This window comes from Pseudoalteromonas sp. ABE4_541 (assembly GCF_056312285.1).
The window spans coordinates 51254-77645 of the sequence record NZ_JBSVEM010000017.1 but is presented as its reverse complement, the minus strand read 5'-3'; the positions used below and the strand labels follow the sequence as shown (position 1 = coordinate 77645).

At 40.8% G+C, this 26392-nt stretch carries 18 protein-coding genes; 3 read left to right on the top strand and 15 right to left on the bottom strand.

Translation table 11 applies throughout. The features are described 5' to 3' along the window. The first annotated feature begins 49 nt into the window (after positions 1 to 49). Positions 50 to 859, top strand: coding sequence for a posphoenolpyruvate synthetase regulatory kinase/phosphorylase PpsR (gene ppsR / locus ACW689_RS15990; RefSeq protein WP_476292948.1), 810 nt, complete (start codon positions 50 to 52; stop codon positions 857 to 859). A gap of 28 nt (positions 860 to 887) precedes the next feature. Here the strand turns inward: ppsR and ACW689_RS15985 are convergent, their stop codons facing one another. The 14 genes from ACW689_RS15985 to ACW689_RS15920 all read right to left on the bottom strand — a co-directional run bounded on the left by ACW689_RS15985 (position 888) and on the right by ACW689_RS15920 (position 22830). After that, a complete protein-coding gene (locus ACW689_RS15985) occupies positions 888 to 2243 on the bottom strand; it encodes a class II 3-deoxy-7-phosphoheptulonate synthase (protein WP_476292947.1) in 1356 nt (451 codons plus the stop codon). A 1225-nt stretch (positions 2244 to 3468) separates the two neighbouring features. After that, positions 3469 to 4248, bottom strand: a complete 780-nt coding sequence (locus ACW689_RS15980; RefSeq protein ID WP_476292946.1) for an aldolase — start codon at positions 4246 to 4248, stop codon at positions 3469 to 3471. 18 nt (positions 4249 to 4266) lie between these two features. Further along, positions 4267 to 4980, bottom strand: a complete 714-nt coding sequence (locus ACW689_RS15975; RefSeq protein ID WP_476292945.1) for a TenA family transcriptional regulator — start codon at positions 4978 to 4980, stop codon at positions 4267 to 4269. A 140-nt stretch (positions 4981 to 5120) separates the two neighbouring features. Next, positions 5121 to 7568, bottom strand: coding sequence for an AMP-binding protein (locus ACW689_RS15970; protein WP_476292944.1), 2448 nt, complete (start codon positions 7566 to 7568; stop codon positions 5121 to 5123). Further along, the gene (gene pabB, locus ACW689_RS15965; protein WP_476292943.1) at positions 7565 to 9796 is read right to left on the bottom strand and encodes an aminodeoxychorismate synthase component I; all 2232 of its coding nucleotides are present in this window, start codon (positions 9794 to 9796) and stop codon (positions 7565 to 7567) included. The genes ACW689_RS15970 and pabB overlap by 4 nt, the downstream gene beginning before the upstream one ends. Before the next feature lie 69 nt (positions 9797 to 9865). Further along, complete coding sequence (locus tag ACW689_RS15960; protein ID WP_476292942.1) at positions 9866 to 12523, bottom strand: aminotransferase class III-fold pyridoxal phosphate-dependent enzyme; 2658 nt, start codon at positions 12521 to 12523, stop codon at positions 9866 to 9868. Positions 12524 to 12646: 123 nt separating this feature from the next. Further along, a complete protein-coding gene (locus tag ACW689_RS15955; protein WP_476292941.1) occupies positions 12647 to 13792 on the bottom strand; it encodes a hypothetical protein in 1146 nt (381 codons plus the stop codon). Positions 13793 to 13949: 157 nt separating this feature from the next. Further along, positions 13950 to 14279 (bottom strand): DMT family transporter, encoded by a 330-nt coding sequence (locus ACW689_RS15950; protein ID WP_476292940.1) that lies wholly within the window; start codon positions 14277 to 14279, stop codon positions 13950 to 13952. 60 nt (positions 14280 to 14339) lie between these two features. Continuing rightward, positions 14340 to 15716 carry a condensation domain-containing protein gene (locus tag ACW689_RS15945; protein ID WP_476292939.1) on the bottom strand — a complete coding sequence of 459 codons (1377 nt, stop codon included), beginning with the start codon at positions 15714 to 15716 and terminating at the stop codon, positions 14340 to 14342. Between the two features lie 39 nt (positions 15717 to 15755). Next, complete coding sequence (locus tag ACW689_RS15940) at positions 15756 to 17432, bottom strand: class I adenylate-forming enzyme family protein (protein ID WP_476292938.1); 1677 nt, start codon at positions 17430 to 17432, stop codon at positions 15756 to 15758. Positions 17433 to 17659: 227 nt separating this feature from the next. Further along, complete coding sequence (gene pabC, locus ACW689_RS15935; protein ID WP_476292937.1) at positions 17660 to 18475, bottom strand: aminodeoxychorismate lyase; 816 nt, start codon at positions 18473 to 18475, stop codon at positions 17660 to 17662. A gap of 671 nt (positions 18476 to 19146) precedes the next feature. Continuing rightward, positions 19147 to 19947 carry an outer membrane lipoprotein-sorting protein gene (locus ACW689_RS15930; protein ID WP_476292936.1) on the bottom strand — a complete coding sequence of 267 codons (801 nt, stop codon included), beginning with the start codon at positions 19945 to 19947 and terminating at the stop codon, positions 19147 to 19149. A 12-nt stretch (positions 19948 to 19959) separates the two neighbouring features. Then, the gene (locus ACW689_RS15925) at positions 19960 to 22293 is read right to left on the bottom strand and encodes an efflux RND transporter permease subunit (RefSeq protein WP_476292935.1); all 2334 of its coding nucleotides are present in this window, start codon (positions 22291 to 22293) and stop codon (positions 19960 to 19962) included. A gap of 99 nt (positions 22294 to 22392) precedes the next feature. After that, the gene (locus tag ACW689_RS15920; protein ID WP_476292934.1) at positions 22393 to 22830 is read right to left on the bottom strand and encodes a hypothetical protein; all 438 of its coding nucleotides are present in this window, start codon (positions 22828 to 22830) and stop codon (positions 22393 to 22395) included. A 673-nt stretch (positions 22831 to 23503) separates the two neighbouring features. Between ACW689_RS15920 and ACW689_RS15915 the strand changes: the two genes are divergently transcribed. Beyond that, on the top strand, positions 23504 to 24682 hold the full coding sequence (locus ACW689_RS15915) for a hypothetical protein (protein ID WP_476292933.1): 1179 nt from the start codon (positions 23504 to 23506) through the stop codon (positions 24680 to 24682). 205 nt (positions 24683 to 24887) lie between these two features. Here ACW689_RS15915 and ACW689_RS15910 read toward each other — a convergent pair whose 3' ends face one another. After that, the gene (locus ACW689_RS15910; protein WP_476292932.1) at positions 24888 to 25133 is read right to left on the bottom strand and encodes a hypothetical protein; all 246 of its coding nucleotides are present in this window, start codon (positions 25131 to 25133) and stop codon (positions 24888 to 24890) included. 426 nt (positions 25134 to 25559) lie between these two features. On the opposite strand from ACW689_RS15910, the gene ACW689_RS15905 reads away from it, so the two are divergent. After that, positions 25560 to 26309, top strand: coding sequence for a hypothetical protein (locus ACW689_RS15905; RefSeq protein ID WP_476292931.1), 750 nt, complete (start codon positions 25560 to 25562; stop codon positions 26307 to 26309). Positions 26310 to 26392 lie beyond the last annotated feature (83 nt).

The window sequence follows — 26392 nt, the reverse complement described above, 5'->3', positions numbered from 1 at the left end:
TAAACCGCGATAGGGAAAATTCGTCTAATTTATCAGTACAAAGGTAACCATGAGAACGGCATTTTATATTTCAGACGGCACAGCAATTACTTCCGAGGTTTTTGGTCATGCAACATTATCGATGTTTCCCGTTGAATTTAATCATCAGACGATTCCTTTTGTTGAAACAACTCAAAAAGCTCAAGAAATCAAAGCATTAATAGATCTAACGGCAGAAAACAGTGGAGAGAAACCTTTGGTGTTTTTCACGTTCGTTAATCATGAATTGTCCGATATTATTTTGTCTTCACAGGGCGTATGCTACGACTTTTTAGCGCTGGCCAGCAAAGTGGTTAAGAAGGAGCTTAATGTTGACCCTGTACCTAAAATTCACCGTACCCACTCCATTCATGAAGCAAGTTATGACTTTCGTATTGAAGCTGTTAACTATGCGTTGGCAAATGATGACGGTGCAAACATCAAAGATTATGAACAAGCGGACATTATACTTGTAGGTGTTAGTCGAAGCGGCAAAACGCCTACAAGTTTGTATTTGGCACTTCAATACGGGATCAAAGCGGCTAACTATCCGATGACTGAGGATGATTTAGAAAAAGGAAATTACCCTAAATGCCTCATCCCATACAAACACAAGCTATTCGGCTTAACAATTAACCCTGAGCGTTTAGCCGCAATACGCGAAGGAAGAATGGCAAATTCTAAATATGCATCGTTACGTCAATGTCGTATCGAAGTACGTGAAGTGGAAATGCTATTTAAGAAGCACAGAACCCCTTACTTGAATTCAACAAGTCATTCGGTTGAAGAAATCTCGGCAAAGATTATTTCCGAAACCGGCCTAAAGCGCCGTAAGTATTAAAAAAGGCCGCGAGTGCGGCCTTAATTATTTATGCTTGTGAGCGAGAATCTTTTAGTAGATCAGCTACAAGGAAGCCAAGCTCAAGTACTTGGTCTGCATTTAAGCGTGGGTCGCACTGGGTGCGGTAACGTTGTGCTAAGTCTTCATCAGATAGACCATATGCACCGCCAGTACACTCAGTTACGTGTTGACCTGTCATTTCAAAATGTACACCGCCTGCGTATGAGCCTTCAGCCTTATGTACTGCGAAGAACTGACTGATTTCTCGTAGAATATCATTAAAGCTACGGGTTTTATAACCCGTACTGGCTTTAACTGTATTGCCGTGCATTGGGTCTGATGACCAAATAACTTTCCGACCTTCTTCTTGTACTTTTCGAACTAGTGCTGGTAATTTTTCAGGTAGAACATCGGCACCCATACGCGTGATTAGGGTCAAACGCCCTGGAATGTTATCTGGGTTTAGCGCGTCAATGAGTTCAATCAATTCGTCTGGCTTCATACCTGGACCAACTTTTACGCCGATCGGGTTTTTGATGCCTCGGAAAAACTCTATGTGTGCATGGTCTAGTTGACGAGTACGCTCTCCAATCCAGACAAAGTGTGCTGAACAGTCGTACCAGTCGCCACTTAAGTGATCACGGCGCGTTAGGGCCTCTTCATAGCCGAGCAAAAGCGCCTCGTGTGAAGTATACAGGTCTGTTTCTTTAAGACTAGGCGCTACTGCTGAGTTGATCCCACAAACTTCCATAAACTCAAGAGCATCTTGGATCTTGTCTGCAAGTTGTTGATACTTGTCACGCAGTGGGTTTGCCGCAACAAAGCTCATATTCCAACGGTTTACTTTATGTAAATCAGCTAAACCGCCTTGTGAGAATGCTCTTAGTAGGTTAAGCGTCGCCGCACTGTGGTGGTAAGCCGTCATTAAGCGGTTTGGATCTGGAATACGAGCTTCTTCTGTGAATTCAAAGCTGTTGATAATATCGCCACGGTAAGATGGCAATGATAAACCATCGATGGTTTCAAAGTCAGAAGAGCGTGGTTTTGCGTATTGGCCAGCCATACGGGCTATTTTAACCACTGGGCATTTGCCGCCGTAGGTTAAGACAACTGCCATTTGTAACAGTGTTTTAAATGTGTCTCTTATGTTTGCTGCGTTGAAGTCTGCGAATGACTCTGCGCAGTCGCCGCCTTGTAATAAGAAAGCCTTACCTTCGCACACGTCAGCAAGCTGTTTATATAAACTTCTCGTTTCTTCAGCAAAAACAAGTGGCGGAGCACTATTTAATTGTTTTTCGACAAGCTTTAATTCAGCTTGATTCGGGTATTCAGGTTGCTGAACAATTGGGAGATCTCTCCAACTGTCAGGGTTCCATGGTTTCATTGTTTTTCCTCATTCCAAGTAGTATTACTTCAAGGGCCAAATTAACGTATAGCGTTGCTCGCATCAAGGGAAATTTATTTTTATTATCCAGAACACATCATACAAAAGTAAATACACGGGCAAATAACCTCAGCAATTGTTTATTATTAAGCCTGATATATCCAAGTCGTCGGTTATTCTCAATATTTCATCTAATGCGTTTATACAAAAACCAATAGTACTTTCCGCAAACATGTGATGGACTTATGTAACAGTCATTCAGACAACTTTTGTTAATCATACAAAGAACACATCTTACATTTAGCTTACCTATAGTAACTCAGCATCCACATATAATTTAAACAAAAATCGCCAGCACGAACTCGTAATATGTACCCAAATAAAAACATACAAGCCACATTAAAAGTTCATGGTTTTAAGTTAAAGGTATTGTCACCTAAAAGAATAATTCAACATCACAATTTGCTAATGCTTACTTCAGATTATTGCTGTAGAGACTTTGTTACCAAAAAATCTCTTTGTCTCAAATTATCAATCTCTCCGGTATTTTACTGAATTACTCATTTTCTAAGTTCAAAAGATGCATTTCTGAGTTTTACACAAACGGAAGCAACACCGCCTAATATCTAGCTTTTGAAAACATAAATTGCCTAAATGATCCGGGCCATACTCACTCTAACTCTTACATGCCCTCGCGGAATCGAACCACCGTAATTGGATGTTAATATAACGACTTGGTGATATTTTTCTTTAAAAAAGATTTTCTCGCTCTTGAACATACATGTTCAAAGCTGATCGTAAGTACACCGACATTTATAATGATTATCTAAAAGACAAAACCGATTTTGACCTGCCCTTTTCAATATTATTTACTTAAAGGAGGGTTAGTTGGTATTATAAAGAAAGAACACATCATACTAGAATAAATTATATAAATTCAACGTAGCAAATGTAGTAATAATCATAAATTTATAACAAACACCATCTTGGTAGTTAGTACTAACTTATATTTTTACTAACTACCTTATATTTATACTGTAAGATGTGTTCTTACAGTATAAATATAACGATATTTGTCCCAAAGTCTCTCTGTTTTCTTTAACTGATACTTTCACGCAGATAGGGAGTATTAACATAAAAGTATAAAAGCCACCTATTTAACATAATATTTAAGATGCTAACCATATGACTTTTATACTTATTTTATACCGTTTCTTAAAGATAATTACACTGTAAATTTGTAGTCTCTTTGCGTCCTTCTAGCATAGTAAGCAAAGCCAGCTTTAGAGCGCTTATCCTGTAAGATCCAGTCATGGGCTTCTCTTGCTAATTCAGGACTCACTTCTTTTATTTCACCAGCGGCTTCCGCTAACAGTTGTAGTTTTGCTGCACGTTCACATTGAATTGCCAACATACATGCCTCTTCAATCGTACGACCTGCAATCACTAATCCATGATGACATAAAAGAGCAGCTCTTTTATCTCCCAATACACCAGAGATAATTTCACCTTCTTCATTACCAACTGGAACACCTGGCCATTTGGCTAAAAACGCAACATCTTCATACAACAAGCAAGCATCCATATGAGAGATTTTTAATGGGCGTTCCAACATAGACAAAGCCGAAACATGAGGTGGATGGGTATGTATAATACACCGCACATCAGGCCTTGCTCTATAAATCCAAGAGTGAAAACGGTTTGCAGGATTGGGCATGCCCTCTCCTTCAATCACTTCCAAATCTTCATTCACTTTAAGCAAGTTATCTGAAGTTATCTCATCAAAGCCATAACCAAATGGTTGAGTATAATATTCGCCAGCGCTTTCACCTCGTGCGGTTATTTGACCAGCCAAACCAGAGTCATGTCCTTGAGCAAAAAGTATTCGGCATGTTAACGCAACTTTCTGCTGCTCACTCCATTCACCTTCAGGTAGTTTTTGAGCAATCTCCTCACGACTCTTAGCCATGATTGATTGCTTATCCATTGTTAGTGTTGTGCTCATACTTACTTCCATATTTTTTTACGAGAACTCGATACTAGCACTTTCTAGTTTAGCTGTGTGACGAACTTGATTTTCAATCGCGTCAAAAAACGCCATGCGAGCATCTATCATCTCCTCACCGGCTTTAATCATATTGTCGAGCTGGAATTCATTTGAGCCAGCTATTTCTAACATGATGTCGTTCAATGTTTCAGCGTGCCCATCATCACATTCGATATGTAATAATAAGAAATGAATTTGTTCATCTGGTACACCATGATGTCTAAACCCAGCAACCAAGCTTGTGTAAAGATCTGGCACTATCGCCTCAGCCCCAATACATAGTGCACCGAGCCCAAACGCAGGATTCAACTCTCGACAGTATTTAAACATGCAATCTATAAGTGCCTGAGTTTCATGAGTAATTTTGCTTGAATCGAGTTCGATACCAAAGCTATCCAGCATGTTTCTATAAATGATATGGTGCGGTGTCGGGCTTCCTGGTTCTAAGCCCAATTCTTCAAATAAGTTTTCAGCCAATTCCATTACCTGATCATTCGATGGCAAGTTTGCCATCATTGCACAAAGGTAGCGCGTAAAGTAAGCACTGTATAAGCCTTGTTGTAACAAAAATGCTTTTAGTTCATCTAATGAGATTGAGCCTTCTCTACATCTTACCAAAAACGAATGCTCATTTAGTTTTGCTGAAAGCGCGGCAATGTTGTTCTCAAGCTTACTTATACTCTGTGTCATTTTCTGTCTCCATCACTAATTTATTTTTACTTCTATCCTTTGAAAGAATAGCGATATATTAAAAGTAATTATTCACTTACGTTAAATGTGCGGCTCCTAATTTCGTTTCAACCGAAGCAGTCGCCGCTATTTATTCATGATTACATCACTGATTCTGGTAGCACATGCTTTAAACGATAGCGCTGCAATTTGCCTGTAACCGTTTTTGGTAATGTGTTTACATACTGAAACAAGTGAGGATATTTCCATCTCTCTAGATTCTGTTTCGCATATTCCTTCAACTCTTTAGTGAGTCGGTCATGGTCTTGGCGATGTGTGACAACAAATGCTTTCGGTCTCGTTGTTGTCTCATGATCACCAACAGCAACAACCGCTATTTCTGCAACATCAGGGTGACCAAGAAGCACATCTTCAATATCCTGAGGAGATACCCATTGACCCGACACCTTAATCACATCGTCTGCACGGCCGATGTAACGGAAATAGCCATCTTTATCACACTTGAACATGTCATTTGTACAATACCAACCGTCTTTAAATCTCGCGTCTGTTTCAGCGGCATTGTTCTCATAGCGACTTGGTAATGTTGGACCCTTTAGCCAAAGTGTTCCCACATCACCGTGCGAGCAGATGATGCCTCGATCATTCATGATCTTTGCATCAAAACCTGGGACTATTTTTCCAGTATCACCAAACGCTCGGTTTGTGCCAGGAATATTGGTTAGATAAGTACTAAACGCCTCTGTTGAGCCCAAACTATCGAGGATCACAGCATTGAACTGTTTCTGCCATTTACGATTAAGCTCGATCGGCATCCGGTCACCCGCTGATACAAAACAACGCACCCTAATAAAGTCATTTGTACTCAGATTTTCGTGAGTCAACAAGAACTGATAGACCGTTGGTACGGCATAAAAAATGGTCGGCTTATAGCGCTTAATTGCATCAACAATGTCATCAATAGACAAATTATGAGGCGACAGTATTGCCGTGGCTCGATTGTACAAAGCGTTAAAGCAGTTATGTAAACCAAACGCAAAGCTCATTCTTGAAACGGAGAAAGTTCGGTCACTACTGTTAATATTCAACACTTGTGCGGCGTAACGTTCAGCAGCCACCACAAAGTCCTGATGACGGTGTAAAATAAGCTTTGGAACACCAGTCGTGCCCGATGTGAACATGCCTATTGCGTAGTCAAACGGACGTGTTCTTGCCGGAGCCCAATTTTTCAACTCTTTTTCATTGGCATCCGTGCAGATTGGCGCGATTTCCATGGTGTTCGCGAGCAATGAAATCATATCTGAATGTAAGTGTTCACTTTCACTCACTACATTGAAAAAATCGTCATCTCCAAACACGATATCAACATGAGCCGACTTCAATGCTTGAGCAATCGTCTGTGCTTTTAGCAAAGGATTAATAATGATGGCTGTGCAGCCTGAGTACATTAATGATAACACTGCGATGGTAAAATAAGCGCTATCGTTTGCAACAATACCTACACGCGTACCCGGTTTTATACCCAAATCAACGATATTAGAAACACAGTTTTGGATTGAATAGTTAAAGTCACCATAGCGCATGTCACTCAGAGAATGATGAATAGCAACTTTATCTTGCTTAACTGTATCCGCGATCTTTAAAAGCTTGTCGGTAAAATTCAGCGATTCGGTATGCTTTTTTTCATGCGCAAACAATATGGCATCAACCGTTATATCATCCTTCCATATCTTTGCATCTCGTACTTGTGTTTCAAGGCTGGCTAGGAATGAATGCACTAAGGTGTCATCTTTTTCTGCACCATCAAACGTTGATAAAGCTAACTCTTCTCGCTCAATAAACTCGATAAGATCAACATCCTGATCGCTACGTGAGCTTACAAAAGTCAGCTCGAGTCCAAGTGCTCTCGCGAGTCGTGTTACTAACTCTTTAACTAGTACCTTGATCCCTTTTGCCGACGACTCTAAAGGTGTTTTTTCGTCCACAATGTGAGCTAAATAGTTTTCAAAAGGCATAAACTGCAACGACAAATTGTCAGGAATATGCACTTTAACTAAACGACCTTTCATTTCACCTGAGTAGTCCAGCATGCTAAAAATAAAGCGATTTAGTGGCGTATCTAATTCATCTTGATAATGCCCAACGGAACCCGACACATTATCTATTTTAATTTCACGCACAACGCGACTGTCGGCATCACCCGGTAAATATTTTAGTACCCTCGCATAGTACTCTTTGTTCTCAGCAGGTTTGTGTAGCGTTTCAACTTCCCAATGTACCGTTTCGTGATGGTATATCCCAAGCGTGGTCAGCCGTTGCTCTATTTCCACCAGCGCTTCATTTACTCCCGTGTTACTGTCATGATTGTAAACGGTTAGCTTTTCGAGCTCTTCGGTACACAGCAACATATTATTTTTAGTTGCAATCTCATTTAGGCTTTTAAATACAACATTTTTACATGCTACTTCATTCGAATTTTGCCGAATGATGAGTGAAATACGTTCACTTGTTTTGTCTGTTGCTAAGGTTAAAATCAAGCGAGCCATCGCATAATTTAACTCACCAAATACTATATGATGTTTGTTCACGCCTCTAACCCTTCTTCCTCTGTGCAAAGCTGCTCTTCAAAACTTTGCGTGTTAATTCCTTTTGATGTTGCATCTGAGTGCTCGTCAGAAGTGACCCCGATCACTTGATAGCGATTCTCGTCACCTGTTGCATATTTTGTTATCGCCCTCATCAAGGCTCGACCTTTAATCAAGATCTCTTCAAACTCTTCTTCTGGGTCAGACAACCAGGTAATCGCACCACCCACACCAATCTCTAGCCCATGCTCGCTAGCAACCAATGTTCGTATCGCAACATTCAATTCTGAGGCGCCATTTAAAGACATATAACCAATTGACCCCGAATAGATACCACGAGCGGATGATTCAAGATGATCTATTATTTCAAGCGTTCTCGTCTTCGGGGCACCGGTCATTGATCCCGGTGGGAAAGCGGCACCGAACAAGCTTGCCAACGTTTCTTGATCCTTCAATCGGCCTCGTACGGTTGACACCAATTGATGCACAGACGCATAGGTCTCAATTTGCATTGGTTTTGGAACCCAAACGGAACCCGCCTCACATACTCGATTTAAATCATTGCGCAACAAATCAACAATCATCAAATTCTCAGCGTGGTCTTTTTCGCTTTCAGCCAAGTCCTTAATAAGTTCTGCGTCTTCTTGCTCCGTAGCACCACGCTTTCGCGTACCTTTGATGGGTTTTGCTTCAACAACTGCATTTCTGCCAACACTCACAAATTTTTCAGGCGATGAGCACAACACTGAAAACTCAGGGCAGTGTAAGTAAGCCGAACGTGGCGCAGGATTCACTTGCCTTAGCACATTGTATAGGGCAAATGGCTCTACCTTCAGATTTGAACGAATTCGATTCGTTAAACATATTTCGTAGCTTTCACCCTGTAAGATGTATTCCTTACAATGCGCAATTTTTTCAATATATTCTTTATCGCCATCTTCTAAAACAAATTCGATATTCTGCTCAGATTGAGTACATTTTTCCGGTGAGTTACTAGTACTCGCTGGTGCGCTAACCTCCTCTTTTTCAACATTTTTAATCGTACTACATGTTGACTTTATCCAGCTCTGTGCCTCACTCTGCGCGTTTTCATTACATGGTTCTTTTTCAATTGCGACAACATAAACAAGCCCGGTTTTGTGATCAAAAGCGATAAATCGGTCTACAAAAATACCCGATGCATCTGGCTGTTTTGAGCTGTATTTGTTGTCTACCGATTCTGTTTCAACCTTCAACTCATAGCCTTGAAAACCAACCAAGCCGCCGCAAAAATCAAATGGTAAGTCCTCTGCGCCAACAATGGTCGTAGCCAAAGTTTCATTCACAAACTCTTGATATGGCTTGGTAAATTCGTTTTTTTTGCCATGAGCATCTACAGTAATATTTTTTGTTTCAACATCATAGGCAAACCAAAATGATTCCAAGCCACCAGCATCACCCATGAACGAAAAACGCGCTTCGGCATTATTTATCGAACTTGAGTCTAACCAAAAGCTGTACTTTGATTTCTCGTAAAATGTTCTGAATATATCAACCGTTTTCACATCAACATCAAGTATATCGAAATGACATTGCCACTGTGTTTTATGCATTTGCCCTTCATTACCAGCCATTTGCGAGACTTTCTCAGCAAGTAATGCCGGCTTTTTACATTGTGCATAGTGTTTGTCGACCAGTTTTTTGAAGTTTTCAACTATTTGTCGACCACAGTTGGTATATACAGATTCAGGGTGGAACTGCACACCCCACATAGGCCGAGTTCGATGCTCAACACCCATGATCATGCCATCTTCCGTAAATGCCGTTGCGATCAGTTCCTCTGGCAAGGGTTGATATGCTATTAAAGAGTGATAACGTACAATTTCCAATGGATTTGGTAAGTTCGCAAAAACACCACTACCACCATGTACGATATCACTTGCTCTACCATGGTACGGTACACCTGAGATCTCAACTTCGCCGCCCATGCAAGCCACAATTGATTGATGACCCAAACAAATACCCAACAAAGGTTTATCTGTTGTTTTTATTATTTCTTGGCAGATCCCAATGTCGCTTTCTCTGTATGGGGTACCAGGACCCGGCGAGATAACGATGGCATCAAATTCTTCAACATTAACTGATTCATCGTTGTTCTTTACAACCACTGGCAGTACACCAAATACTTCACTAATGTACTGATACAGGTTAAACGTAAAACTATCGTAGTTATCTACAATTAAAATTTTCACAGTCTTTCCTTAAACCAAAACACAACCTGAAAAAGGAAGGTTATTTAAAAAAATGAGATGAGGCGCTCTTTATACGAGCGCTTCTGCTTTGCCCTCGATCTCCGCCGATTCAATTGTGTCAGCGTAGTCATTACCAGATGGAGTTGACGAGTAACCTAAAGGCTTAAAGCCTTGATTTCTTGCCACATCAAGAACATAACGAGCTTGTGAATATGCAATAGATTTGCCTTTGCTAAATTGTCCTTCACATCCTTCCATTGCCAAAGCAACAGTTTCCGATAAGCAAGCTAAATTAATGCCCGGAGGTAGACCGACCATATTGATGTCACCATAGCGCACAGCTTCAGGTTGAATAACTAGGCCGCCTTCTAGCACTTCTGCTTTTTGCCCAGGCGTAACAATAAAGTCGAACGGACGTGCTGTATCTACAGCTATCGCACCTTCTTTGAGAAATTCAGTACTTAAGAATGCTTTACCTTCGCTAGTCGCAGATACTACGAAATCAGATTGTTCTAATGTTGACTGATAGTTCTCGCTCGTTCTCAGTCCCGTAGAAAGAATTAGATCGTCAGCCAAAAGCGCGTCTGCCACTTGTGTAACAGCCTCTTCTGGCGCTTCGTTTAACGCGCCAATGTAGCTCGCTAATTCAGGCTTGGATGCGTTTATGTATTCTTGAATATTATCGATAACAGAGCCCGGTTGCGCATTTTGTTCCGCACTAAACGCTAACTTACATAAAATAGGCACCAACTCGACCAGTAAGCGCTTTTCTGTACCTGGGCGCCCCATCAAGATGATACTGTCACACCAATGGGCCAGTTCACTTACCATTAATTTACCAACAGCACCTCGGGCACCGATAATACTAATCGTCGATCCAATTAAATTATGCTTTGCCGCTTCTATGACCGTTTCTGTGGTTGCCAATGCAGTGAGACTATTGCCTGTGGTAAATGATAACCCATCGATACCTTCGAGGTTCTGTTCACCGCCGCGCGTAATAACCGAGGTATACGCCCCTAATCCAAAGAACTCCACACCTTCACGTCTTGCAACAGCAACAAAGTCTTTCATCAAATTTACTTTTTCAGCGGTCGTAAGATTCATCATATCGCGCGCTTGGATAGGGCTCATTATCATTAAGCCATCAGCGTAGGTATGCTCATCTGTGACTGTAAACTCAAGCGCAATTTCGGGCGCATAATCTACCGCGCCAACCTCTAAAATAAGCTCACCTAGCTCTCGGATCTCTTCTTCACTGTAGTTACTGTGTATACTCTTCGGCATCATGCGTATGCAATCTTCAACCACAGTAAAGTGCATAAAGAAAGCAAACTTTTTACCACGCTTTTTGTCACTACCTGCATAATGAGTAGGCGCCGCTTGACCCGCTCGTGCGACCGGATAATACTCGTCAACACTCGGTAATTCAGATAATGGTTTACCAACCAAACCAGCTAATAGAATGTCGTAGCGACCATTTTTCACGATATCACATACGTTTTGTACCGCTTTGAAGAAGTCTTTAATATCTTGCTCACTGGTATTCAATGGTGGTTCAAAACGGATCGAACACTTGTCCGATAACAGCGGCATGACCATCATATTGTGTTCGTTTAACAAGTAACTACAGAACAACCAAGCCAATGAGCCACTATTTTGCATATAGGTAACAAAGTAGTTGGTATCACTTTGCGTGTCTTTAAACTGCAACGCTCTCATTAATCCTGCGCCACGGCAATTAAAAATACCAGGGTATTGTTTAGCTAAACGATCACACGCTTCATCAACTAAGTTGGAGATTTTTCTAACATGGGCAAGTGCTGCGCCATTATCTTTTTGCAACTTTTGGATAACAGCTCTACCAACAGCAGTCGCTAAACCATTGTTTGCGAACGTTGAGCTATGCTTTCTATCAAACTCAGGTGTTGAAACCCAATTAGAATATAGTGCAGCGCCTGTTGGGATCAATCCACCACTTAGCGATTTTGCGAGTAGCAGAATATCTGGTGTAATGCCTAAGTCCATTGCCGCACACATATTGCCTGTACGCCCAAGGCCCGTTTGCACTTCATCAAAAATAAGTGCGGTTCGTGTTTTCGAACATAACTCTCTGGCACGTTCAAGCCAAAGTGGATCTGCAACATTCATGCCTCCTTCACCTTGAATAGGCTCTACAATAAATGCTGCATATTCTTGAGATTTAAGTTCTTTTTCTAATGCTTCAAAATCATTTAGTGTGATTTTGAAGAACGAGTCATCAGCTGCTCGTAAGTGATCAATATTGTGGCGACGAGAGTTTGTCGCCAATAAAGCCGAATAGGTTTTACCGTGAAATGAACGATCTACCGATAGAATTTTCTTCCTGCCCGTTTTAATACGCGCTATTTTAAAACCCACTTCGACGGTTTCGGCACCACTGTTGGCAAAAGTAACATTTTTAGCCCAACCACCGAGTGCATCAACCAGCTCTTGAGCAAACATCTCTGTTTCCTCTTGAAAGATTGGTTGGGTGAATACTGGCGATTTATTCTGCAAATGTTCAGTAACCGCTTTTACGCAAAAATCTGGGTTGTGACCGAAAGGCAATGCGCCGTATTGTGACAAGTAATCACGCACCACTCGACCATCTTGGGTGTAGACCTTATTGTCTTCACACTTGGCGATAGGTATATCCAGTTCAAGTTTGCCCGTTAAAAATTTTCGATAACTGTTAATTAGTGACACTTTTTTTTCCCTTTGCCTATATTAAAATTTAAACGACGATTTGGCATGTGCACTGACGCATATAAGCATGCCTGCTCACCTTTGAACGAGTAACGTAAAGTTACTGAACGTCCACACAGTCACTTATAAGTGACTGTGGCATAATGCTTGGCGAATAAAATCAATACGCTCACCACGAGATAATGGGTGGAAGTTCAGACAATTGGCTACTTGAAGAAGATATCGAACGTCTTCATTACCCAAATACTTCATGCCACCTAAGCTCATCACGGAGAGTTGATTCGCACGTTCAATGCACTGTGACACCATAGTGCGTACTGCCAATGATGAAACAACTAAGGCTTCACTTGGAGTTTGCGTATCAATTTGTGCCGCCATACCTTCAAGTGCTAGTGCTGCAGTTTCAAGCTCGATAGCAATCTGGCTGACGTCTGTTGAATTTGCAGGATTAGCTTCAAAACACAGCGCAGCTAAGCGTGACGCAGCGCCTAGATAAGAGGCAGCAACAATCAACTGGAAACTACTTAAGCCTACTAGCTCAGTTACTTCAATTGCTTGCTTGGTTTTCTCAGGCTCCGCACCAGTTTCCATCAACGCAACGTTCTCTTTGCTCACCTCAAGGCCTCTAAACGCAAGCTCGTTACTACTTGTTGCCGTCAAAATTGAAGCTGGCCAAAAAGGCACTTTCTCGATGTTTTGTGCGTTCATATTATCAACGATGAGTAGGCCTCTTGATTCTGGCTCTTTACCGTTTGGATTTGCGATCCCCACCAATGCTAGATCCGCAAAATCAGTCATAGTGCAAGGTTTTTTGCTCCCCGTGATCACAAATTTATCACCGCTTGTATTTGGCTCGCACATCACTGATGAACTTAAAATATTTGCCCCAGGACGCGCTTCAGCAAAGCCCGAACAAAATACCAAACGGTCACTAGCGACATCGCTTAGTGTCTTTTTTGCCACTGCCAGTGAAGAGTCCATAGCTTTGTTTAATGCATAGGTTGTGTGGTTATGCATCGTCATCATGATTGCCAGCGATGGACTTAAGCTACCAACATAACGGTGCACACGAACCGAAGATACTAAATCCGCTCCCGAGCCTCCCAGGTTTTTATCTATCATCAGACCGGGGTTCGCACAGTTTTTTAAGATTTGATAAAGCTCACGACCATCACTTGCTTCAAACTCAGCCATTGATTTTTGTTCTAACGCGGCTGCCAGCTCAGGAACGAGTTGATCAGCAACAGCTTTTTCCCTATTTAAAAACATAATTTATCCTTACCCATAAGTATTTATTGACCCATTAACGGCTAATTCATGACACAAAAAGCCCCTAGGGTTTTATTTATAAAACCAGTTTTCTTGTTTAAGTTGCATACCGAACAGGACATTCGGTATGCATAATCGTATCTTTTACGACCTAATATTAGTGAGAAGCTGTTTTTGAGAAGAAATGGATAACCATAACTCCAATGATGATCATTAACAGGCCAAGCATCGCCGGAAGATCTGGGATCTCTTTAAAGAACACAGCACCGATAATAGTGATCAATACGATACCAAGACCAGCCCACACACCATAAGCTACACCAACTTGAATCGAAGAAAGCGCAACAGACAGAAAGTAAAATGCAGCGCCATAGCCAAGCACGACCACAATAGATGGACCTAGTTTGGTAAACTCTTCAGACATTTTTAATGCAGAAGTTCCAATTACTTCTGACAAAATTGCAAGACCTAGAAATAAATACGGCATAAGTTTGTTCCTATATTAAGTTTTAAAAGTTTAAGTGAAATCTATCTGGGTAATGGGTACTCACACCGCATCAACCACTTCTGCTTTATTAGAGGATCCCGTCACACTCTTTGGTGGTTCTACTACGCTGCAGATCTCATTCAAAATATCTGTAAATGGCTCTACAACCGCCTCTTTCATCGATTGTGTAAAGCAACGAGAATCGTACACTAACGTCAATTTCAAGCGGTTTCTAAACGTACAGAAGAAAAATCCAAGCCTTAGTGGCCCGCCGACGTTTGGAAAGCTAAAGAAGTCCGTCACTTCTGAATTTCCAAAGTCATATGAGTCAAAGTTGAAAACGCCTAAGTTTGAGATCAACATGTTACTTCTGAGCTTATCGTCTAACACCGTGGTCACGTACTTAGTGCGTAAGAAAGGCGGTAACATCAAGAAAGCGCCAACCCAAAGTTTTTGCTGATACCAGTCCTCAAAGATCTTTCCATTTTTAAGGCCCGTTATGTAATTTGTGACGTCTCTGATAATCTCAGTTTCAGGTTTGTTGGTGTCAAAGTCTTTAAAATGGTTGATACTAAACGCATCGTAAGACATAGATACGGAGGCTTCGTCCGAAAATTGACGCATGGTTAGCACATCTAATAACTGAAACCCTAAGCGCTCAGTGTCATTGTTAAACCTATGCTGATATTTGATCATGCCTAATACAAACAACACATGAACAGACGTGTTGTAATGCTTGGCCGCCTTTTTCAGCTTATCTAACATATCATCAGGTAAAGCATCCGAGTATATCGAACGAGTCGCTTCTTCCTTCGGGTTTGGTAAGTTCAGCCCTGTTACCTTAAAACCAGGTTTAGAAAGAAATGCTTTAATGCCTCGGCAGAATATCTTCACCCTTTCGCTAAACGGCAATTTGTTTAGGTACACGCGACCGACATCACGGCGATTAACAACGTACTCGCTTCTATCTATTGGTTGTGAGTGCGTTAAAGCCGTATAGATTTTGGCAATATCCTTAAACAGGTTATAACCCGATTGCGCATCCGCTGATGCATGATGAGATACACTTTGTAAGTAGTATTTATCATCGCCCGTATAAATCAGGTAAAAGCGTACCAAACGTTCCGCAGTAAAGTCTGCCTTGCGACACCAAGTATGCTCTGCAATTTTATCTTTTATTTCTAATTCGCTAAGGTGGCTATAATCACACCGCTCGATTGATATAGGCGTGCCTTCTGGAAGTGGGACCCAATCAAACCCAAATAGCCTTGGCTTGATGCAGCACTTCAGGATTGGCTGCTTATCGATAGCGATTGCGATCGCTTCTTTTAAACGTGCAAAATCTATGTCTCCAGTGATCTGGATTATCTCTGCTGAGTGGGAATTCATTAACTTCCCCCAAAGCAAATAGTTTATGTTTAAATGAGTGAGTTTCATTTTATTACCTTACTCTAATTATGAGCGAGAAATGCGTCATCAAACCACGCTGATCTCTTTAATTCCCTGGTCTTTATTCTTATCAAAGTGCTCACTGACGTGACTTTTTAAGCTTCTTTTTAATACTTTACCTGTTAAGCCACGCGGGAACTCATTCAAGGTAAATACGAAGTGTTTGATTTCCTTTGCCAAATCAAACTGCTTTATCGCCGTTACAATAGAGTCGTACTCTTCTTCTTTTACATCTGAATGGATCACACATGCCACACTTGGGTTATCATCACCATTGAGATTAAGACCCAATACACATGCATTCAAAACACCATCGGCTTTGATAACTTGCTCTTCCATAGCCAGTGTTGAGATTGGTCCACTATTGGTTTCGATTAAGTTGACTCCCCTATCCATGTGATAAAAGCGGCCACGACGATCTTTGTACACAATGTCTCCGGTCCACCACCAGTCATTGTGGAACACTCCTAACTCTTTCTCGCTATTGTTCCAATAGCCTTTAAACATAGTTGGACCGCTTACCACCAGTCGCCCAGGCTGATTCACAGGCACCTCATTCCCATACTCATCGACAACATTTACTTTTAAACTATTGTTGACTGGGCGACCTAGGTAGCGGCCAAAACGGTTACTATATGACGAAATACTTCTCATCAATGCCGGAACGCCCGTTTCTGATGAACCAAGTAAATCGATAAATAAAGATTTCATGACAACTTTGCCGAATACGCGTAACAATGCTCCTTTTTGTACAAATGCGCGTTGGTGGACTTCGTAACTTACATCGGCAACAGACACCCACATCTTGATGGTATCTAGGCTGTAGTTATCCAAGCCTTCGTTATACATTTTTGCGTAGTTACCTGCAAAAGCGATGAAGTTATTGGTTTTGTGCTTATCAATATTCTCAAGGATAAATTTTGCTGAGAAGTCTTTCACCATCCATCTTGTGGTATCACACGACACTAAGGTCACTAAGAAAGCACAATGCGAAATCCAATGATTGCATGGCATTACGAGCATTGCTTGTTCATCTTTTGATGTAAAGATAGCCTTAGAGTTTGACAGTAAAACCGCTACTAAAGTCGAGTCTGTGTGTGTAACTGGCTTAGGTATGCCTGTTGTGCCTGATGTATGTGGAATAAGAACAACATCATCAGGGCTAAGCTTAATACCATTAAATTCGTCTGATTGCTCTTGCACCTCGTCTTCAACATAACAACCGCGCGCATCTAGATTTTTGTCATCTAAACTAATGTAGTGCTCTACTTGTTGTGTTGGGTAGCTGTCACCCCATATACAAGACTCAGTAACGAGAATTTTCACGCCTGTTTGCGTTAAATACTCATCTAGTTCTGTCTTATCAAAACCACCATTCATTGGCACCGCTATGCCACCGGCTCGCACAATGGCCAAGAACCATATGTGGTATTCCATGCTGTTATCCAGCAAAATACCCACCCTATCGTAGCGATTTATACGGTATTTGTTTTTTAAGATGTTGCTATAAATGTTAGCTCTCTTTCTCAAGTATTGTGCCGATAGTCCTTTACTGTTGTCAGTAGAAGTCTCCGACATTTGAAAAAATATACTCTTGTCGCCGTGCAGTTCACTCGCTACATCAATTAGATTAGAGACACTAAGTCTTTCCCCTTTTTGTGCAAGCATCCTTTTTATCGATGATAAATTGCCATGATAAGACATTTTCGCTCCAAAATATCAACAATGATTGTTTGTGGTTAATTACAGTTAATATCACTAGAGGATGTACCTGACAGGTAGATCAATTAGGTAAGTTTGAGTTGCCCTTCCCTAATCCGTGCAAATACCTATTCCTTTTTGTATTCATCTCTAGTTAAAAATATGATCCATTTAATCTTTTACTCCGTATTTCACGTAAGCATAAAATACACACCAAGTTTTTTGGTTTGTTAGTTACAATCGTGGAGATTTTGGCTAACAATTTCTTTTATCAACGGGCTAACGGTGAACACTTTATCGTCGATTTGTGACAAGGGCATTATGCCCATTAGCGAATTACAAATCACGACAGAATCAGCGCACAATAGCTCATCTTTAGTGATGTTCTTAACGCAAACAGGATTTTTAGCCGCTTCTTGCGCTTCTATTAGCTTGCGCCTAACAACACCACTAACGCCTGATTTATCTAAGTTTGGTGTATATAGCACACCGCCCTTTTCAATAAACAAGTTCGACATTGTCCCTTCAATAACAAAGCCATCACAATCCAACACAATGCCTTCTTTTATCTGAGGGTCGTTCCACTCAGCTCTCGCTATAACCTGCTCTAATCGATTTAAATGCTTCAACCCCGCCAGATTGTGATTATGCGACAACCGAGTTTGGCAAAAAATAGCTTTCACACCATCAATGTAATCATGTTCGTTGGCAACATACTCAGGGCCTGACATAACAATAACCGTTGGTTTTTCATTGCCGCTAAACGCATAGCCCCTATTGCCGATCCCTCGTGTGACGATGATTTTTAAGACTAAATTTGGGCCCGTATTTTCTATTGTTTCGACTACATCCGCTTGTAAACGTTTGAGATCGGGCAACACAATCTTCAACTTATTACAGCTATGGATCAGTCTATCCATATGCATAGCCCATAGCTTTGGCGTACCACCGCTAACCTTGATTGTTTCGAAAACTCCGTCTCCATAAAAAAGCCCTCGATCTTTAACACTGATCTCGTCTTTTTGTCGTCCATTTACAATAATCACAATCTGCTCTACTTAATTATTTTTACGAATGATTACCACTGCACAAAAGCAACTAACATGTAAAAAACTCTTCGCGTTTATGAAATAAAAAGCACTTTACTTACCATAATGCGTTTTGCCGTTATTTGGATCTACAAGATAGTGTTTCAGCTTTAATATTCAATAACTACTAGGAATAGTATATTACATACAACAACTTATTGTATTTTTGCTTTCTTTTTGTTCTAGGTGGACCATACTAGCTAATAAAATAAAGAAGTCAACATTCAAACGAACAAAAAGTTAACAATTCACTTACTTTTAATATTTGTAACTAAACAAAGCTGAGCACTCATGCCGTGAACTTCTTGCTGCACTCAAATTTGAATTTTCATAAGTATGAGACCTACTTTACTACACTCTCAACTCACCTAAAATACCTGTTTTATAGACATTAGTATAATAACTCCGATTATTTAAATTTGTTTGTCTCACGTGTGAGACAAAAGTCTATTGCAAAATACTCGCTTAACACTTTACATTTTGCGTGACTCACGCGTGAGACAAATCATTTGTACACTTTATGCACACATTCATGGGAGGACATGTTAGACAGGAATAACTGCTATCGTCATTTTGTAGCAATAAAAAAGCGCCCAAATGTAGGCGCTTTAGCTGATTAGAAAAGTGAACTATCGCACACGCTTCAACGTATTTTGACTGAAGTCTTGTTCATCTAGTCCAGTTTTAAAGCGGTAATTAGCCATCAACAAAACCGTGCTTTTGCCATTAAGATGATTCGTCATCTCTAATTTATCTGGGCGCCAAAATTTACCCTGATATTTTTTGTAATCGCTTGCTATTAATGTTTTCAATAAGCTGTCTTTACGGTCGTAGTACTCAGTTTTTATCGGCTGATACATCTCTTTATCTAGCCATACAACTTGGCGAGGGTAGCCCGAGTATTTATCTACTGGATAGTACTCTAAAACAAAGCAGGCACGATCATTGACCGTTTCGTCACGCAAATACTTGTACTTGTATTTCTCAACTTCAAACGGAGACATATCTTCGTACGAAAACTCACTGCCCATGAATGGACCAGATTTATTACGTGACGAAATACGCTTAATGCGTTTTAGCGCTGGTAAGTATAACCATTGGTCGTCAGGTTCAATTGGGTGAGAAAAGTTCAAAAAGGCCGTGCCTTTCACATCGCGTGGCTCATCAAAGATGATCAGGCTTTTATCACCTTCACTCTTCACCTCTAAATTTTTGCTACGTATTGCTCGGCGGCTTTCTTGGCCATGCTTATTACGCAAGATCATTTCTACTTCTGACTGAGAATCACCCCAGCCACTGTCTAACTCTTTCGCTTTTTTAGCGATAGTCAAACCTTTTTCTCTCGCGGCGACATCATCGCTTTGTGCGCTGATAGCCTGTCCACTTAAGAGCAATGTAGCGACGAGGACTCGAGATAATATTCTTAGCATGTTTGCTTCTCCTTAATTTTGCGCAACGACGTTGTTAGCTTCTTCCACTGGCTGTGGATCTTTTTTGGTTTTATCTGCGACTATCAATAATGAAGGTAGCAATAAGAAATCAACCACCAAAGCAATCGTGATGGTAATTGCCGTCATGATTCCCATGTCTGCGTTCACACGATAGGTTGATAACGCCATAATCAAGAAACCAGCCACTAAAATCAGCGTTGTGAACCAAAGCGCTGGCCCCACACTTTGGAAAGTGTAGTGAACAGCTTGTTCCGGTGTCATGTTTTTCTCTCTGCGCGCTGTGAGGTACTTACTCATAAAGTGCACCGTATCGTCAACCACAATACCCAACGTCATACCAATAACCACCGATAAGCCAAGGCCAACTTCCGCTGACAACAGGGCCCAAATACCAAATGCAATGCCCGCAGGGACTAAGTTAGGCAATAAGCTAATTGCACCATATTTAAATGACCCCATCACAATGCCTAAGATAGGTGAAATCAGCATCAGTGCTAACACCGATCCTAACAACATGCTATTGATGTTTTTCTTACTGACATGTGCAAACATCAATGAAATACTCGCTGCTTCTAGCTTCAACTCGGGATAGTTTGATGAAAACCAAGCTGTTGTGAGTTCTTCGAGTTCAAGTAGTTCATATGTGGGCATGTTTTTAAGTGTAGCAACAACACGAGTAGCTGACTTATCCACATTGATTTGGTTATTGAGATCTAGGCCAACTGGCAACGACATTTCATACAATAACAAGTATTGCGCTGCCAGTTCTTTATCTTCAGGTAGTTTGTAATAAGCAGGATCATCCCCATGCATATTTTTATTCAAACGCTTGAAAATATCACTGAGCGTGTTGACATGATCTACTTCAGGCAATGTTCTTAACCACTCACTAAAGTGGTCAATCGCCGCAATCACTTTCGGGTCGTTAATACCATTTTCTGTGCCTGTTTCAATTGAGAACTCGATGGTATCTACACCACTGAGCTCATTCCCCATTAATTCGGTTGCCATTCTAAACGGTACTGACTCGTCAAAAAACTCCACGTATCTATCGTTTAATTCATTACGTGGGATCAGTAACAACATCACGAGCATAACAAATAATGTACCCGGTAATAGAATACGGTAGTTCTTAACTACAAAATGGCTAATACTGGCCATAAAATCTGAATGCTCTTTAACGTCTTCTTTAAATGGCTTTATGGGTAAAATCGCAAGTAGTGCGGGGAATAAAGTAACAGAGAACAAGAAGGCCATCATGACCCCAAATGCCACCATATTACCTAAATCTTGAAATGGCGGTACATCGGAGAAGTTCATGCTCAAAAAGCCCAACGCAGTCGTCGCACTGGTTAAAAAAATTGGCTTAAGGTTATGCTCTAGGCTGTTATAAATTGCTTGTCGTTTATCAAACCCTTTTCGCATTTCGTGGAACATATTTGCCAAAATATGCACACAATCAGCCACCACAACCGTTAAGATCATTATAGGTGCTGCGGCAGATGGCGGTGTTAAATAAATGCCCATCCACCCTGTCACACCTAAGGTAACCACAATTGCGACAATCGCTATCAAAAGCGTAGAAATAGTCCCTGTGATAGTGCGTAGAAGTATGCCTATCGCTATCATCACCACTACAAACATCAGTGGTACCAAGGTGTTATTGTCTTCTAACGCTGCTTCAGCAAAAGCCACATCCATCATCACCAAACCAGTTAAATGGATCTCAACATTTGGATACTTTGCTAGCAAGTCATCGCGAATTTGACGCACAAAGGTACTGACATCTGTCAGCGCCTGTTCGGCATTTGTGCTCGGCATTTGCACAGTGATATTCACTAAACTCACATGACCTTCAGTTGAAATTAAACGCTTAACCAGCAAGGGTTCATTCACCGCAATGTGACGAATTTCTTCCATCCGTTGTTTATCAAGAGCTTCAGGGTCAAGGACCAAATCTTCTACAATAAGATCGTCGCCCGTTGCGAAGGTATGCTGATAGTTAGTAATAGAATCAACACGACTTGAATAGGGTGTTTGCCATGCTTGCTCAGTCAAATCGTAAATTAGCGAAAGGTTTTCTTTGGTAAATACATCTGCGTTTTTTGGTACTATTAAAAACGCGACGTTATCGCTTTGAGAATAAACAGCTTCCATTTGGTCGAATGCTTGTAGCTGAAGGTTGTCTTCTCTAAAAAAAACCCGGCTATCACTTTTAAATGTTAAATAGCCGGCTCCCCAGCTAGCAGCAATAATAAACACCAAGCTGGCTAGCAATGTTAAAAAAGGCCGATGGACCCCACTTTTCAGTATTAAGTCGCGCATTGTTACTCTACTCCGTTTAGAATATTACCTTGCGATTTCAAAGTTAAAAAATACAGCGACACAAATAATTAATTGAACTAATTACTTAAATTGAACTAATTACTTATAAAGTGCATTTTCGAATTTTTTAAAGTGTTCATTTTTTTCGACATTGAATGCGACATGAAAAGGACGCATGGTGTTACCAAAAATACCTCTATCGGCCATTAAATGTATCCATGGGGCCAATAACACATAGTCGAAGCCGTAAAAATAAACCCAAGCAACAGTGAACACGATCCAAGTCAGATAGCTGTGTGAAGTGTTATAAATCACATAAAATATTTTGGGTACATTTTTATTCACATACTTGTAATACATCATGCCAGGGTAAAAACCAAAGAGATCAATCCCCCAGAATAGTGCGTTGAATAAGTACCAATTTATGCTTTCGTAATTAATCGCTGCGAGCCCAGCCATAACAATCAGTAATGCGGTGTGCTCCATCCGAACAAGGTTATGAGTTCCGACCGTCTCATATTTATTATTAATATCCATGTAACTTTTCCTTAAACCATTAGTTACTTTTAAATGTTACATCAGTCCCAAGTTGGTTGTAAATACTACAATCTTGCCAACCGGCTGCAAGTCATACCAAAGTCGAACAAGTAAATTTAAAAATAAATTCAATGTGATAGGGCTAGGCATATATCAGTTCATTGCATTTTCTTGCGTACCTATATAAACACAAGCCAGCATTCATGCTTGTTTACTCCGTGACCCATAAATCTATCATGACGAAATAGTCATTGATGATGTGTCCAAGCTACTTACTCCAAAAAGTAAACTCGTGCACATTTAGGCTCTGTTATATCAGTACGATATTGCAGCACTATGAATGAGCAGAGCATTTACTTTAGCAACCCACCTACCCTATCGACCTGACAACCATAGCCTGAAAATACACTAGCACTATGTTCACATAAAAAATTATAATTTTGTGCATTTTTTATGAACTTATTGACAGTTACGTGTGTAACTCTTTATAGCCATTGGGGTAATTGACTCGACTGAGAAAAGGTGCAAAAATCTCGCTGCGTTTTACATCATGATTAAAAAACCAACTAGCAAAAGCTCTGTATTGGCATACAAGCTAAAGGATTGGCTAGTTACATTTTCAATGCGTGAACAAGCTAATAGCTTAACCACTTCAAGGATGTAACATACACATATGAACACGTTAAAAAAAATTTGCATTTGCTCATTACTCGTACTTCCGAGTTTAGCGCAAGCACTTGAAATTTCAGGTAAAGTAGGCGCACAAAGCCGTTTATTTACAGACGATGATAAGCTTCAAAGTTCAGTACTTGCAGAACCAGAGCTTTATTGGAGCGATGAGGACCGGTACAACAGTTTCACGTTCAAATTGTTTGCACGCTATGATGATTTAGACGACGAGCGTACTCACCTTGATATTCGTGAAGCCTTATGGCTACACGTGGGTGATGAATGGGAATTCCGTGCAGGTATAGGTAAAGTATTTTGGGGTGTCACGGAATCAAATCACCTTGTTGATATCATCAACCAAACCGATTTAGTTGAATCGATTGATGGTGAGGAAAAACTCGGCCAGCCCATGTTACAAGGCACTATTTTAAGAGACTGGGGAGTGCTCAGTGCATTTGTACTTCCCGGCTTTCGTGAACGAACTTTTCCCGGTGTTGATGGCCGTTTGAGAGGCCTTTTAGTCGTTGATGCAGACGATGCATTTTATGAAAGCAGCGACAAAAAAGACCATTTCGACTATGCCCTAAGATATAACAATTCAATCGATGTGTTTGACGTAGGCTTGAGCTGGTTTAAAGGCACCAACCGCGATCCGCATATGGTACTAACAGCGCTGCAAGCCGATGCGCGTCTGCCAAATGCCATGCCTTTATATGATCAAATGCAACAATTTGGCGTTGATATACAAGCCACAATTGGCGACTGGTTATGGAAATTAGAAGCCATCCATCGAGATGATTCAACGGGTGACTTTGGTGCATTTAGCGCCGGGTTTGAATACACCATGGTCGGATTTTGGGGCGCAACAGACTTGGGGCTCCTTATAGAATACAACCGCGACTCTCGCAATGAGCGCTCGTCTTCACTATTGCAAGACGATATTTTTGTGGGCGCTCGATTTGCCCTAAACGATGTACAAAGCTCAGAGCTGCTACTGGGTTACACCCAAGATTTAACGGAGTCTAGCTCTCGAACCGCGTTTATTGAAGGTAGCCGCCGCCTTGGCGAGTCATGGAAACTCACCTTAGACGTACGCCTGTTTACCACCGACGACATCACCATGCCACTGTACGGTATTCGCAATGACGACTACGGCTCAGTCACACTTGAGTATTATTTCTAAGCTGTGATTTGGCATCAAGTGTTTGAAATTTTAGCAAATTAAATGAATAAACCAGCCCCAAAGCTGGGTTTGTTTTTTACGATATATGCTGTAAAGCACCTTTACAGCATATACCCGATAGTAGGCACGCTATGTTGGGCCTCCTTACGTAGATAGTTACCCAATACTTTGGGCCATTGCTATCGTACTCAAATTGCTATCGTACTCAATTAGTTAAGGTTGGCTCACTGATATCGTCACTAAGTGCCTTGTTGTTTTGTTTAATTTTTTCTTTTATCGATTCCTGTTTTTTCTCATCAGGCTTTTGAAACACAACATGGGTCTTTTCACTTTCAAGTTGACTCTTTCTTGATTCCGCTTCTGCTTTAGTGAATGGGCCTTCGATTACCTTACTATCCACACATACACTGTAAGTGTCGTCTTCGTTCTTTTTAATTGTTACTACTGACATAATATTCCTATTTTTGAGTGTTATTCCAATGTATTGATTGTTAACCTATATCTATATAGAAGAGACATAAATCTACTAAAAAACCGCCCAAGAAAGCAAACACAAAATTAACCTTTACAACAAAAAAATTAACACATAATCTATAACCTAGAAATTACACAAACAATTAATTCGAATATATTTATTTCAAGCGATATTGACCTGATGGTTTGCCATAATGATTTCAGAAATCGTGGTCGGCAAGCTCATGGAGTTCCTTATAGGGTAGGTTGAGTTAAAAGCAAAGATTTTGAATTCTGGCGGTCTACACAAGCTGGCTTTAATTAGGCAGTCTTTTGCAAGGATCCTTTTGAAGGCAAGTTCTTTTCTTGTGACCCTAACAACTCTCAATTATCGCGCTATTTTAAGGAAAGAGGAGAAAATAAAATGAGATTAAATGGAGTTATTGTTGGCACTTGCTTAGCATTATCGGTATCAGTAAGCGCAAAACCAACGAATACAGTTGAAGGATTTAAAACACAACTGGATAAAGTGGCAGAGGAAATAGGTGTAGAGTCGGACAAATATTTACATGCCGCACAAATTTATCAGAAGCTTAATTCTGGTGCTCTAGAAAGAAAATACAAGCAGCTTAATGAAATGGAATCAATCATTGAATATCAATGGTATCTAAACTCAGGCCAAACAGCCCCACCCGAGCTTAAAGCTAGGTACCTTGAAGAACGTAATTTACAGCAAATGCACTATGCCAATCAGCTTGGTCTTGATGTTACTAAACTAGATAATTTTTTTGAAGTGCACAACAAATTGTCTGGAACAGGCAAGTTTGTAGGGCTTGACTCTCCCTCAGCGTTAAACACCGAAATAAATAATGAATTTTCCACTCTAAATGTGTCAACAGAATATGAGCGTATATTGATTCGCTGTGACGCTGACTGTGCTTCAGGGGGTAAATCATCTGGTATACCTTTCTCACTGGCGATTGCAATTAAGGCAAGCCAAGCAGGTATTCCTGATTCCATCCGTTATGTAAGAGCGAACCCGTTTCCTGTTGAGTTTCAAAACTCCAGTGGCGATACGGTGAAAATGGAGAGTTGGATGCACAATAGCTTCTCTGGAGCTTGGAAAGATAGCAATTTACCTTGCTCCAAGTGCCGAGTCACTAAACCTCAATAGTGCTCTGAACTGACTTGAAAACCCCTAGGGAGTTGGATTACTTTGACTAACTCCCCCCTTTTTCCACTAAATTAAATCACTGA

Coding starts and splice junctions, on each gene's coding strand:
- ppsR (WP_476292948.1), top strand. CDS start 50: ATGAGAACGGCATTTTATATTTCAGACGGCACAGCAATTACTTCCGAG.
- ACW689_RS15985 (WP_476292947.1), bottom strand. CDS start 2,243: ATGAAACCATGGAACCCTGACAGTTGGAGAGATCTCCCAATTGTTCAG.
- ACW689_RS15980 (WP_476292946.1), bottom strand. CDS start 4,248: ATGAGCACAACACTAACAATGGATAAGCAATCAATCATGGCTAAGAGT.
- ACW689_RS15975 (WP_476292945.1), bottom strand. CDS start 4,980: ATGACACAGAGTATAAGTAAGCTTGAGAACAACATTGCCGCGCTTTCA.
- ACW689_RS15955 (WP_476292941.1), bottom strand. CDS start 13,792: ATGTTTTTAAATAGGGAAAAAGCTGTTGCTGATCAACTCGTTCCTGAG.
- ACW689_RS15950 (WP_476292940.1), bottom strand. CDS start 14,279: ATGCCGTATTTATTTCTAGGTCTTGCAATTTTGTCAGAAGTAATTGGA.
- ACW689_RS15945 (WP_476292939.1), bottom strand. CDS start 15,716: ATGAAACTCACTCATTTAAACATAAACTATTTGCTTTGGGGGAAGTTA.
- ACW689_RS15940 (WP_476292938.1), bottom strand. CDS start 17,432: ATGTCTTATCATGGCAATTTATCATCGATAAAAAGGATGCTTGCACAA.
- ACW689_RS15930 (WP_476292936.1), bottom strand. CDS start 19,947: ATGCTAAGAATATTATCTCGAGTCCTCGTCGCTACATTGCTCTTAAGT.
- ACW689_RS15925 (WP_476292935.1), bottom strand. CDS start 22,293: ATGCGCGACTTAATACTGAAAAGTGGGGTCCATCGGCCTTTTTTAACA.
- ACW689_RS15920 (WP_476292934.1), bottom strand. CDS start 22,830: ATGGATATTAATAATAAATATGAGACGGTCGGAACTCATAACCTTGTT.
- ACW689_RS15915 (WP_476292933.1), top strand. CDS start 23,504: ATGAACACGTTAAAAAAAATTTGCATTTGCTCATTACTCGTACTTCCG.
- ACW689_RS15910 (WP_476292932.1), bottom strand. CDS start 25,133: ATGTCAGTAGTAACAATTAAAAAGAACGAAGACGACACTTACAGTGTA.
- ACW689_RS15905 (WP_476292931.1), top strand. CDS start 25,560: ATGAGATTAAATGGAGTTATTGTTGGCACTTGCTTAGCATTATCGGTA.